Source organism: Corynebacterium suicordis DSM 45110, assembly GCF_015351405.1.
Taxonomy (GTDB): Bacteria; Actinomycetota; Actinomycetes; order Mycobacteriales; family Mycobacteriaceae; genus Corynebacterium; species Corynebacterium suicordis.
Map to the genome: position 1 here is coordinate 1,159,773 of NZ_JADKMY010000001.1, position 12,112 is coordinate 1,171,884.

Annotated in this window: 14 protein-coding genes; 13 read left to right on the top strand and 1 reads right to left on the bottom strand. The window is 60.6% G+C overall.

Annotated elements, in window-relative coordinates:
* Window positions 1–5 precede the first annotated feature (5 nt).
* The 8 genes from pgsA to IRY30_RS05445 all read left to right on the top strand — a co-directional run bounded on the left by pgsA (window position 6) and on the right by IRY30_RS05445 (window position 6,659).
* Window positions 6–668: a phosphatidylinositol phosphate synthase gene (pgsA, locus tag IRY30_RS05410; RefSeq protein ID WP_194556307.1), complete on the top strand. Its 663-nt coding sequence runs from the start codon at window positions 6–8 to the stop codon at window positions 666–668.
* Between the two features lie 8 nt (window positions 669–676).
* Entirely contained in the window at window positions 677–1,684 is a 1,008-nt protein-coding gene (locus IRY30_RS05415) for a phosphatidylinositol mannoside acyltransferase (RefSeq protein ID WP_194556308.1), read from the top strand.
* A gap of 65 nt (window positions 1,685–1,749) precedes the next feature.
* Window positions 1,750–2,892 carry a glycosyltransferase family 4 protein gene (locus IRY30_RS05420; RefSeq protein ID WP_194556589.1) on the top strand — a complete coding sequence of 381 codons (1,143 nt, stop codon included), beginning with the start codon at window positions 1,750–1,752 and terminating at the stop codon, window positions 2,890–2,892.
* Entirely contained in the window at window positions 2,889–3,374 is a 486-nt protein-coding gene (locus IRY30_RS05425) for a hypothetical protein (protein ID WP_194556309.1), read from the top strand. The genes IRY30_RS05420 and IRY30_RS05425 overlap by 4 nt, the downstream gene beginning before the upstream one ends.
* Window positions 3,375–3,435: 61 nt before the next feature.
* Window positions 3,436–4,347, top strand: coding sequence for a pyridoxal 5'-phosphate synthase lyase subunit PdxS (gene pdxS, locus IRY30_RS05430; RefSeq protein ID WP_194556310.1), 912 nt, complete (start codon window positions 3,436–3,438; stop codon window positions 4,345–4,347).
* Window positions 4,348–4,359: 12 nt separating this feature from the next.
* Complete coding sequence (locus IRY30_RS05435; protein ID WP_194556311.1) at window positions 4,360–5,238, top strand: acyl-CoA thioesterase; 879 nt, start codon at window positions 4,360–4,362, stop codon at window positions 5,236–5,238.
* Entirely contained in the window at window positions 5,239–5,838 is a 600-nt protein-coding gene (pdxT, locus tag IRY30_RS05440; RefSeq protein WP_194556312.1) for a pyridoxal 5'-phosphate synthase glutaminase subunit PdxT, read from the top strand. It abuts the gene before it with no gap.
* Window positions 5,839–5,900: 62 nt separating this feature from the next.
* Window positions 5,901–6,659: a YebC/PmpR family DNA-binding transcriptional regulator gene (locus tag IRY30_RS05445; protein ID WP_194556313.1), complete on the top strand. Its 759-nt coding sequence runs from the start codon at window positions 5,901–5,903 to the stop codon at window positions 6,657–6,659.
* A gap of 80 nt (window positions 6,660–6,739) precedes the next feature.
* Here IRY30_RS05445 and IRY30_RS05450 read toward each other — a convergent pair whose 3' ends face one another.
* Window positions 6,740–7,204 (bottom strand): DUF3817 domain-containing protein, encoded by a 465-nt coding sequence (locus IRY30_RS05450; protein ID WP_194556314.1) that lies wholly within the window; start codon window positions 7,202–7,204, stop codon window positions 6,740–6,742.
* Between the two features lie 96 nt (window positions 7,205–7,300).
* Between IRY30_RS05450 and ruvC the strand changes: the two genes are divergently transcribed.
* From ruvC to secD, 5 genes are all read left to right on the top strand, one after another.
* A complete protein-coding gene (ruvC, locus tag IRY30_RS05455; RefSeq protein ID WP_194556315.1) occupies window positions 7,301–7,849 on the top strand; it encodes a crossover junction endodeoxyribonuclease RuvC in 549 nt (182 codons plus the stop codon).
* Window positions 7,846–8,484 carry a Holliday junction branch migration protein RuvA gene (gene ruvA / locus IRY30_RS05460; protein ID WP_194556316.1) on the top strand — a complete coding sequence of 213 codons (639 nt, stop codon included), beginning with the start codon at window positions 7,846–7,848 and terminating at the stop codon, window positions 8,482–8,484. Before ruvC ends, ruvA begins: the two co-directional genes overlap by 4 nt.
* Before the next feature lie 3 nt (window positions 8,485–8,487).
* The gene (ruvB, locus tag IRY30_RS05465; RefSeq protein ID WP_194556317.1) at window positions 8,488–9,588 is read left to right on the top strand and encodes a Holliday junction branch migration DNA helicase RuvB; all 1,101 of its coding nucleotides are present in this window, start codon (window positions 8,488–8,490) and stop codon (window positions 9,586–9,588) included.
* Window positions 9,589–9,636: 48 nt separating this feature from the next.
* Complete coding sequence (yajC, locus tag IRY30_RS05470; protein ID WP_194556318.1) at window positions 9,637–9,969, top strand: preprotein translocase subunit YajC; 333 nt, start codon at window positions 9,637–9,639, stop codon at window positions 9,967–9,969.
* A 90-nt stretch (window positions 9,970–10,059) separates the two neighbouring features.
* A complete protein-coding gene (gene secD, locus IRY30_RS05475; protein WP_374708541.1) occupies window positions 10,060–12,060 on the top strand; it encodes a protein translocase subunit SecD in 2,001 nt (666 codons plus the stop codon).
* The last annotated feature ends 52 nt before the right edge of the window (window positions 12,061–12,112 follow it).

Consider the following 12,112-nt stretch of genomic DNA (forward strand, 5'->3'; position numbering starts at 1 on the left):
CACCTATGGTTTTGAGTTCCCGCGGCCGTGGACCGATGTCTCTGATCATCGAGCCCATTGCCAAGACCTTCGTCAAACTGGGTGTTTCTCCCAACGCCGTCACCATCGGTGGCACGGTTCTGGCTATCGTTTTCGCGGTCTGGCTGATCCCCACCGGGCACGTGTTTGCCGCCGCTGCGCTCATCGGCTTGACCGCTGCCACAGACATGGTGGACGGCACGATGGCACGCATGGTCGGCGGAGGCACCAAGTTTGGTGCCACGCTGGATGCCACGTGTGACCGTTTGTCCGATGGCGCAATCTTCGGCGCCATGGCCTATTGGTTCGCCACGCGCGAAGATCCACACCACCTGTTTGCCGTGCTCTCCCTGGTGATTCTGGTGGCCAGCCAAGTGACCAGCTACGTCAAAGCACGCGCCGAGGCCAGCGGAATCAAGGTCGAAGGCGGTCTCATTGAGCGCCCGGAGCGATTGCTCATCGGCCTGGTGGGACTGGGTCTTTCCGGCGTGGGCGTGCCGTACATCTTGGGCCTGAGTTTGGCCATCCTCACCGCGGGATCGATCTATACAGTGATTGAGAGACTGCTGATTGTGGCTCGTTCTGAGTCCGCGCAGGAGACCATCGAAGCTCCAACCGGTGCGCGGGAGTTCACCGCGAAAGAAAGCTAGGCCCACTCATGAGCACAGAACAGAGCCGTCGAGCCCGACTTTCCGAGCAGCTCACTGCCTGGGGTTACATCAGTGGCTGGGCTGTAGTGAAGAGAGTGCCGGAGCCACTGGCAGTGCGCTTTTTTGATTTCGTGGCCGATGTGGCGTCGAAAAAAGGAAAAGGACCCGAGCAACTACGCCGCAACCTATCGCGGGTAGTGGGGCCGGAAAACGTGACGCGGGAGCTGGTGCGCGCGTCCATGCGCAGCTACATGCGCTATTGGCGTGAGGCGTTCCGCCTGCCCGCGATGGCAGGACCAGAGCTGGTGGCGCAGATTGATCGGCACACCACCCGCGAACTGCGGGAAAAGCTGGATGAGGCGCTGGCTCGGGGCAAGGGAATCGCGGTAGCACTGCCTCATGCGGCTAACTGGGACATGGCCGGGGTGTGGCTGGTGAATCACTCCGGAGAATTCACCACGGTGGCAGAGCGGTTGAAACCGGAATCGCTGTTTGATGCGTTCCTGGAATATCGGCGCTCGTTGGGCTTTGACGTGATTGCCCACTCGGGCACCGAGGAATCGCCCGTGGAGTACATGGAGCAGAAGCTGCGGGAAAACCGGATCGTGTGCCTGATGGCGGATCGGGACTTGTCTGGTCGCGGCGTGAAGGTGAACTTCTTTGGCGAGCAATGCTCGATGCCCGCTGGAACGGCGCTGCTGGCCAAACGGACGGGTGCCGCCATGTTTGTGGTGAAGGCGCACTTCCGCGAGGATGGCTGGTTCCTGGATCTCTCCGATGAGCTCGATACCTCCGCTCCGCTGGAAGAAGTGGTGCAGAAGCAGGCGGATCTGATGGCGGAATACATCGCGGAGCAGCCGGAAGACTGGCACATGCTGCAGCCGCTGTGGCATGCGGATCTTTCCCAGCGGCGGAGGATCGCCATGGGGTTGGAGACTCCAGTTGAGGCTGATGAAGCTGTTGAAGATGAAGCAGGCAAGGCCGGGGGAGCCGAGGGCACCAGGAGCGCTCGCTAGTGGGCGCCGCGCACGAGGCACCTGCGGAGTTGCCCGCGGAAACGCCCGACCGACTACGCATCGGCATGGTGTGCCCCTACAGCTTCGATGAACCGGGCGGGGTGCAAGCCCACGCCATTGACCTGTGCAAGGAATTGCAGAGGCGCGGGCACACCGTGAGTTTGATCGGCCCAGGCACCAAGCAGGATGCCGTGCCTGATTTCGTGGAGCTAGGCGGGGGCAGCATTCCGATTCCCTACAACGGATCCGTCGCGCGTCTGAGCTTTGGGCCGATCTCCGCACGCACAGTGCGCAAGTGGATCAAGCGCAATGGGTTTGATGTGCTGCATATTCACGAGCCCAATTCGCCCAGCTATTCCATGTTGTCCCTGGCTCAGGTAATGGGTCCGGTGGTGGCCACCTATCATGCCTCAGCCAGCGAATCGAAGCTGCTCAAGGTGGTGTTGCCACTGCTGCGTCCCATTCTGGAACGCATCCACGCGGGCATCGCGGTGAGCGAAGAGGCACGCAAGTGGCAGGTGGAGAACCTGGCTGGAGATCCCGTGCTGATCCCCAACGGGGTGGACACGGCGGTGTTCCGCGAGGCCAGAGCACTGGATGGCCTGGATCTGGACCGCCCGCGCGTGATGTTCCTGGGCCGCTTCGATGAGCCACGCAAAGGTCTGCAGGTCCTGCTGGATGCCATGCCGGCGATCGTCGATGCCATTCCCAACATTGAGTTGCTCATCGCCGGGCGCGGTGACCAGGACGCCCTGGGTGAAAGACTGCGCAAGGCCGGGCTCACATACGCCCTGGGTACAGATCCGAGCACGGCAAACGTCCGCATCCTCGGGGCGGTATCCGAGGAAGACAAAGCCCGCGGCCTGCGCAGCTCAGACATTTACATCGCGCCCAACACGGGTGGCGAGAGCTTCGGCATCGTGCTCGTGGAAGGCATGGCCGCCGGGGCTGCAGTGGTGGCCAGCGATATCCCGGCCTTCGTCGCTGTCGGGGAAAACGGGCAGAGCGCGGCCCTGTTCCGCAACGGGGACGCGGCCGACTTAACGCGGGTGGTAGTTAACCTCTTTTCTGACGACGCCACCCGTCGCGCCCTCGCAGCTCACGGCGAACAGCGAGCCGTTCAATTCGATTGGTGCACGGTGACCTCCCGCGTGGAAGAGGTTTACCGAACGGTGCGAGTCAAGGGAAGGGGCGTGACCCTGGCATGATTTCCATCCCGATGTGGGTAGTAATCACCGCAATTGTGGTGCTGCTTCTCGTGGTGCTCATTTTTTGGGCCAGCGGCATGGCGAACCGCCTGAACCGGCTGCACATCCGCACCGATTCCGCCCGCCTCGCACTGGAAGGTGCGCTGGCTGCCCGCGGGCAAGTGATCAAGGCACTGTGCCCAGAGATGGCCCCAGACGTGGCCGCGGTGGATAACGTGCTGCTGAAGGCCACGGACATGGGTCACCGGACGGATGCAGAAAATCACATTCTTTCGCAGCTGCCCCGGGAGATCATGAATAACCCCGTGTACGTGGAAGCTTCCACCCGGGTCGATCTAGCGGCGCGTTTCTATAACGACGCGGTGGCTGATACCCGCTCCCTCAGAAGTAGGAGGGAAGTGCAGGCACTGCGGCTGGCTGGATCGGCCCCGCTGCCGGAATACTATGAGGCACTGTCAACTCAGCTTCCCCCTGCAGAGTAGATTGGTCAGGGACTGGATTTTTAGAGAGAAACAAGATCAATCCTTGGGAGGATGACTGCCAGTGTCTGAAGAAAATAGCACCGCTACCACCGGCTCTACCGGAACCGGACGCGTGAAGCGCGGACTGGCTGACATGCTGAAGGGCGGTGTCATCATGGATGTGGTGACACCCGAGCAGGCAAAGATCGCCGAAGATGCCGGCGCCACCGCAGTGATGGCTCTGGAGCGCGTTCCTGCGGATATCCGCGCCCAGGGTGGCGTGTCCCGGATGTCAGATCCAGACATGATCGATGGCATCATCGAGGCCGTGTCCATCCCCGTGATGGCCAAGGCTCGCATCGGTCACTTCGTCGAGGCTCAGGTTCTGCAGTCTTTGGGCGTGGACTTCATTGATGAGTCTGAGGTCCTGACCCCAGCTGATTACAAGAACCACATCGATAAGTTCAAGTTCACCGTGCCTTTCGTCTGTGGCGCCACCAATCTTGGTGAAGCGTTGCGTCGAATCAATGAAGGTGCCGCGATGATCCGCTCCAAGGGCGAGGCTGGCACCGGCGACGTTTCCAACGCAGTGACCCACATGCGCACCATCCGCGCAGAGATCAGCCGCCTGACCTCCATGGCAGAGGATGAGCTCTACGTGGCAGCCAAGGAGCTCCAGGCTCCATTCGAGCTGGTGCGCGAGGTAGCAAAGAACGGAAAGCTGCCAGTGGTGCTGTTCACCGCCGGTGGTATCGCCACTCCTGCGGACGCTGCAATGATGATGCAGCTGGGCGCGGAAGGCGTGTTCGTGGGCTCCGGCATCTTCAAGTCCGGCAACCCTGAGCAGCGTGCCAAGGCAATCGTCCAGGCCACCCAGAACTTCGATGATCCCCGCACCATCGCGGAGGTTTCCCGCGGTTTGGGCGAAGCAATGGTCGGCCTGAACGTGGATGACATCCCGCAGCCACACCGCCTGGCAGAGCGCGGCTGGTAAGAACTTACGCCAGTGAATTCCCCGCACCCACGGATCCTCGATGTACTGGATCTGGAGTACATCGATAGAGATATCTACCGCGGCCGAGTGATCCCCACCAGTTTGGGGCGCACCTTTGGTGGGCAGGTGGCAGCCCAGAGTTTGGTGGCTGCAACCCGCACAGTCGGGCCGGAGTTCAGCGTGCACTCCCTCCACGGCTATTTCGTCGCCGGGGGAGATCCGGATGAACCCACCGTGTTCTTGGTGGACAGGATCCGCGATGGCCGTTCCTTCGTGTCTCGCCACATCAAGGCGATGCAAAACGGCAAGGCCATCTTCGTGATGCAGGCCAGCTTTCACGTGCGCACTGACGAAGGCCCGGAGCATTCTGATCAGATGCGCGCTGTGCCGGATCCAGAGAGCATCCCAGTTGATGCTGCGGTATCCCGAGAGACCATCAAGAACCTGATGAAAGAGTGGAACGAGTGGGATATCCGCATCGTTCCGCCGGAGATGTACGAGCACAACAAGTACTCGCCCTCCCAGCAAGTGGTGTGGTTCCGCTCGAAGTCACGGCTCCCGGATGATGAAACGCTGCATATCTGCACCTTGGCGTACATGTCTGACATGACGCTGCTCTCATCAGCACTGGTGCCACACGCAGATGTGCGCGTTCAGGAAGCGTCCTTGGATCACGCCCTGTGGTTCTTGCGTCCTTTCCGTGCCGACGAATGGCTCCTCTATGATCAGGTTTCGCCTTCCGCTCACGCGGGCCGAGCGTTGACTCACGGGCGGATCTTCAATCAGCAGGGAGACCTGGTTGCAGTGGTGACTCAAGAGGGTTTGACCCGCGACTTGGCTCCCGGGGCGCATGTGTTGCCCCCGCGCAAGAACGCAGAGAAGGAAAGCTAAGTGAGCCAGCAGTTACTGATCGGCATCCTGGCCGTGCAGGGCGGGGTGACCGAGCACGTGCGCGTTATGGAAAATCTGGGACACGCCACGCGGCTGGTTCGGCGGACCGAGCACCTCGAGGGACTGGATGGAATTGTTCTGCCAGGCGGGGAATCCACCACCATGTCCCGCTTGCTGCGCTTGAGCGGGATGATCCAACCCCTGCGTGATGCAATCACCGGGGGGCTGCCCGCATTCGGCACCTGCGCCGGGATGATCATGCTCGCGGACAACGTGCTGGACACACGCGAGGATGCCGAGTCATTGGGTGCGATAGACGTGACCGTGCGTCGAAACGCCTTTGGCCGCCAGAAGGATTCTTTTGAAACTTCACTGGACTTCACGGGAATTGATCGCCCCGTAGACGCAGTGTTTATCCGCGCCCCGCAAATTGAAGAAGTGGGCGCAGACGTGCAGGTTCTGGCCCAGGTGGATTCCGCAGTAGTGGCAGCCCGGCAAGACCATGTACTGGTCACGAGCTTTCACCCTGAACTGACCGAGGACCACCAGGTGCACGAATATTTTGTGCAGATGGTGCGCGAGGCCAGCACGCGCGTCTAGTAACGTGGACGCATTAGAGAACGAAGCGATAGCGCTCAGCGAATCGACCCGGAAAGAGGAAGATGTCAGGCCATTCCAAGTGGGCAACCACTAAGCACAAGAAGGCAGCCAACGACGCCAAGCGCGGCAAGGAATTTGCCAAGCTGATCAAGAACATTGAGGTCGCGGCTCGTACGGGTGGTGGAGATCCATCGGCGAACCCGACGCTGGATGACATGATCAAGAAGGCCAAGAAGGCCTCCGTACCCAATGACAACATTGAGCGCGCCCGCAAGCGTGGATCCGGTGAAGAAGCCGGCGGCGCTGACTGGGAAACCCTGATGTACGAAGGCTATGGCCCCAACGGTGTGGCGCTGCTCATCGAGTGTCTGACGGATAACCGCAACCGAGCCGCCACCGAAGTGCGCACCGCAGTGAACAAAAACGGTGGCAACATGGCCGATGCCGGCAGCGTTTCCTACCTGTTCAACCGCAAGGGCGTGGTGGTGCTGGAGAAGAACGGCCTCGACGAAGACGAAGTGCTGATGGCTGTGCTCGACGCTGGAGCCGAGGAAGTTACCGACCTGGGCGAGCGCTTTGAGATCGTGGTGGATCCGGGCGATCTGAACGGCGTGCGCGATGCGCTGATCGAAGAAGGTATTGAGTACGAATCCATTGAGCCGGACTTCCGCGCCACTATGGAAGTACCCGTGGATGCAGAGACCGCCAAGAAGGTATTCAACCTCATCGACATTCTCGAAGAGGTAGATGACGTGCAGAATGTGTTCACCAACATGGACATCCCGGCCGACGTGCTGGCTGAGCTGGAGAGCGAAAGCTAGTTCCGCTTCGTTCATAAAAATAACCCCCGTCCATGACGGGGGTTATTTCATTGCGTCACTCGGTGCGCAGCTAAGCCGAGTTACTGCCTGACCAAATCTGCCGGGGAGCCCAGAGCCAGCAAACCGCCGAAGACAATAGCCAAACCGATCAGCGTGACCAATACCGCGATCGCGGGCTTGGTCACATAGAACGCCAGGACCTTTTCCGGAAGGGTCCGTGGCTGGTCTCCACTTCCTGCGCGGAAGCGCCAACCGCGCTCCAGCAGATTGTGCTTCTCCGCGTTGCGCTCAAAGGGGATGGTCATGAACGGGATAAGTGCGCTGGCAAGACCCGCGATTCCCCGGCCTGCACTCCACTGATTGTTCACCCAGATCAGCACTGTGGATACGCAAAACGCCAAGAAGACGAATCCGTGGATGCCTCCGGCAATGGGCATCAGCGCTTCCGTGGTTCCGGAGTATTTGAGGGCCATGGCGGTGAGCAGGAGGGCCCACGTGATGACCTCGCCGATGGCCACGTTTTTATACAGAGTTTTGGGAGACATGATCCCAAGCATATCATTCCTGCTCATTCCCGTTTTCGCACGTATGTGCTAAATTTGGCGATGTTATGGAAATCGGAGAGGGCGGGGTGCGGTCACATGAATGCTGACAATGCACCCACACGGAAGGCCACACCGCTCGCGGGGATGCGGGTAATGGGCATCGATCCTGGTCTCACTCGCTGCGGGCTTTCCATGGTGCAGGCAGGAAAAGGTCGGAGTGTCCTGCCGGTCGCGGTTGGGGTGGTGCGAACCCCACCAGAGGAAGACCTGGCGGAAAGGCTGCTGCGGCTTTCCGTGGCGGTGGAAGAATGGATGGATGATTATCAGCCGGATGTGGTGGCAATTGAGCGCGTGTTTGAACGCTCGAATGTCTCCACGGTGATGAACACTGCTCATGCTTCCGGGGTGTTGATGCTGGCAGCTGCCAAGCGCGGGATTGCCGTGCACATGTACACGCCCAGCGAGGTGAAGAAGTCGGTGAGTGGAAATGGCCGGGCAGATAAGGTGCAGATGACCAATATGATCACCCGGATTCTCGGACTCTCTGAACCTCCTAAGCCAGCCGACGCAGCCGATGCGTTAGCTTTAGCCGTGTGCCATTGCTGGCGGGCACCGATGAACTTGATCGTGAAGGGAACACTGTGATCGCATCACTGCGAGGGACTGTCATCGACAAAGGCCTAGATGGCGTGGTCATTGAATGCGGGGGAGTCGGTTATCAATGCGTGACCACTCCCGCCACGAATGCGCAGCTGGCGCGAGGGGAAGAAGTGTTCGTGCTCACCGCCCACGTGGTGCGGGAAGATTCGCAAACCCTCTACGCTTTCTTGGATTCCGAGCAGCGCGCTGCCTTCGCCACGGTGCAGAGCGTTTCTGGCGTGGGTGCGCGCCTCGCAATGGGAATTCTCGGAACGCTCTCTGCCACTGAGCTGGCCGCTGCGGTGCACGCCGGCGATGTCAAAGCCCTGCAGAAAGCCCCCGGTGTGGGCAAGCGTTTGGCAGAGCGCATGGCGGTGGATCTCAAGGGCAAGATGCCTGAACTGGTGGCACCTAATGGACACACAGCCGGAGAAACTCTGGAGTTTCCCGCGTCCGGTGCGGTTGGCGAAGATGACACCCAGGTACTGGTTCAGGTCACTGAAGCTCTGGTGGGGCTGGGCTTCTCTGAGAAAGAGTCCGAAGCTACGGCGCGCTCCGTGATTACTTCTATGCCTGCCACGGAAGTCAATGTTTCTGCCGTGCTGCGCGCCAGCCTTTCGGCAATGAATGGCGGGCGATAGAACATGACGGAAAAGAATCGAGATATCGAGCGCACGGAATTTGCCGTGCCAGATGCGAAGAAAACCCAGACTCCCGCCCGCGGCCCATTAGCGCGCAACCCCGAACTGGAGGCAGCGACCGCCGGTGGGGAAGAGGACATCGAAACCTCTCTGCGCCCCAAATCCCTGAATGAATTCATTGGTCAGAAGAAGGTGCGGGAACAGCTGACCCTGGTTCTCGGCGGCGCCCGAGCTCGCAATGTGGCGCCTGATCACGTCTTAATGGCGGGGCCTCCCGGTCTGGGAAAGACCACGATGGCCATGATCATTTCCCAGGAATTGGGCAGCGCCCTGCGGATGACTTCCGGACCCGCCCTCGAGCGTGCCGGTGACCTGGCGGCGATGCTTTCCAACCTGATGGAAGGCGATGTGCTGTTCATTGACGAGATCCACCGCATGGCCAGGCCCGCGGAAGAGATGCTCTACATGGCCATGGAGGATTTCCGCATCGATGTGATCGTGGGCAAGGGCCCGGGAGCCACCTCCATCCCCATCGAGATCGCGCCATTCACCCTGGTTGGAGCCACCACACGCGCGGGAATGCTCACCGGCCCTCTACGCGACCGCTTCGGGTTTACCGCGCAAATGGAGTTCTATGACACGGAGGACCTCACCCGCGTGGTGATGCGCGCGGCGGGAATCCTCAACGTGCAGGTCACAGCAGAGGCAGCCGCGGAAATCGCCAGTCGTTCCCGTGGCACCCCTCGTATCGCGAACCGCTTGCTGCGCCGAGTGCGAGACTTCGCTGACGTGCACGCGGATGGCCAGATAGATATCGGTGTGGCTCGCGCTGCGCTGTTGGTGTTCGACGTGGATGAAATGGGCCTGGACAGGCTGGACCGCGCGGTGCTGAATTCTCTGGTGCGCGGCCATGGTGGCGGCCCAGTGGGAGTGAGCACCTTGGCGTTGGCCGTCGGAGAAGAACCCACCACGGTGGAGGAAGTCTGCGAGCCCTACTTGGTACGCGCCGGAATGATCGCCCGCACCCCTCGTGGCCGCGTGGCTACAGCAGCCGCATGGCGACATTGCGGGCTGGTTCCCCCGGATCACGCTCTGGGGCTTTAGGCAGAGCGTGGTTCAGTAACGCAGCAGCGCTGTGGCACACTGTCCACCATGGATGTTTTTCTTTTAGGCCTGTTGCTGGTCGTTTTCGTGGCCCTACCGCTCATCAGTATGCGCAAGCAGAATCGCCGGGTGAAGGAAATCCAAGCGTTCCAGGAGCGTTTGCACCCCGGGATGGTCGTGAAGACCACCTCGGGCATGCATGCCCGCATCGCTCACGTTGGCGAGACCACCGTGGATCTGGAAATCAGCGCTGGCGTGGTGAGCACGTGGGATAAGGCAGTGGTGCTGTCTTTGGTGGAAACCGAAGAACCTGCAGCCGCCACCCCGCAACAGGCCGAAGAGCAGCGCAAAGACCCAGAGACCCCAGAAGAGTCCCTTTAAGCGCTAAGATTTCTTAGTTCGATCTACCGGCTCTGATTCTCGGAGCCCGATTCCGGCTTTCTTCCTCTATCGCTACAGGAGCACAATACAGTGGCGTCTCAGCGCACGCGTAGCAAACAGCGGAGCCAGGTCACCTGGCCCAAGCGAGTTCTTGCACTCTTCCTCGTGATCCTCATCGGCGTATTCGCCCTGGTGATGCTCACCGGAGATAAGTCCGCCACCCCCAAGCTCGGCATTGACCTGCAGGGCGGTACCCGCGTCACGCTGGTGCCACAGGGTGACAAGCCCACTTCAGAGCAGTTGAGCCAAGCGCGCAGCATTCTGGAAGGCCGTGTGAACGGCATGGGTGTCTCCGGAGCAGAAGTGGTCACCGATGGCGACAACCTGGTGATCACCGTTCCGGGTGAAGATGCGGCAGAAGCCCGCAACCTGGGCCGCACCTCGCAACTGCTCTTCCGCGCTGTTGCGCAGCCACAGCCACCCACGCAGGAACTGCCTAAGGTTCTTGAGAAGATGGCCAACGACTGGGTTGAGGCCGGAGTACTCACCAAGGATCAGGCCAACGAGAAGCTTGCCAAGGTGGTTCCCGTCTTTGAGCAGATCGGTATTCCGAATCCGCCGAAGGAACTCAAGGTCTCTGCGAAGGAGCCAGAGGAGCCTGCAACTTCCAAGGAAGAGCAGGATTTCCGTGACCACCAGGTCTCCGTGCTCCGTGAGGCTCGCCAGTCTGCGGATCCGGATATTCAGAACTCTGCTGCTTCCCTGATGGAATGCTCGGGCAATGACCCCCTGGCCGGCGCAGATGATCCCTCCAAGCCACTGGTTGCTTGTTCCGCACAGGGTCCGATGGTCCTCGAACCAGCACCACTGCTGGTGGGCAAGCCCGGTGAAGAAGAGGGCCAGCGCCTGACCGGTTCGATGATCGATACCGATTCGCAGATCACCGGCGGCCTGGATCCACAGTCCGCGCAAATGGCGATCACCTTCCGCTTCAAGACCGGTGAGAACACCCCAGGTGGCGAAACCTGGTACCAGCTGGGCCAGCAGAACCTGAACAAGCAGGTTGCCATCACGTTGGACAGCCAGGTCATCTCCGCCCCAGAGATCGTCACGCCCACCCCTGCGGGAGAGGTCAGCCAGATCACCGGCGATTTCTCCGAGCAGGAAGCGCAGGATCTCGCAAACAACCTCCGCTATGGCGCACTGCCATTGAGCTTCGTCGGTGAGAACGGAGAGCCAGGCGGCACCACCACCACGATCTCCCCAACCATGGGTGAAGCCTCCCTGAAGGCAGGCATCCTGGCTGGCGTGGTCGGACTGGCACTCATCGCGCTGTGGGCACTGTTCTACTACCGCGGATTGGGCCTGATCGCCATGATCTCCCTGGCCGCCAGCTTCCTGCTGGTCTACGGCTTCCTCATCCTGCTGGGCCGGTGGATTGGTTACAGCCTGGATCTGGCCGGCATCGCTGGTCTGATCATCGGCTTGGGTACCACCGCCGACTCCTTCGTGATCTACTTCGAGCGCATCAAGGATGAGATCCACCGCGGCGGTTCCTTCCGCTCTGCCGTGCCGCGTGCGTGGAGCCGAGCTCGTTCCACCATCATCACCGGTAACTTCGTCTCGCTGCTCGCCGCGGTGATCCTCTACTTCCTGGCCATCGGCGAGGTCAAGGGCTTCGCGTTCACGCTGGGTCTGACCACCGTGTTCGACGTGGTCGTGGCCTTCATGGTCACCGCCCCATTGGTGATTCTTCTTTCCCGACGCAAGTTCTTCCACAGCCCGCACATCAACGGACTTGGCTCTGCGTTCCGTTCCGCTGATCGTCGCCGTCTCGCGGCTGAGCAGGATCCGGCAAATGAGCGTAATCCCGAAGCTGAGGTCGGCGAACGTCTGGACAATGCTGATCTGGATGAGGACGATGCTGAAGATCCTGCCCTCGTGGCAGCTCGCGGCCGCGCGGTAGCCGAGCACGATGCAGAGACCTCATCTGCGCGTACAACGGATGTCAATGACCAGACCAGCGCTGACAAGAACACCACCGAAGAACCCGGCACAGCGAAACCTATTCGCAATCACAAGGAGGGGTAGAAGTAATGGCTGCCACTACCCAGCGAGAAAGCGTGCGCGCGCCCAAGTCCAG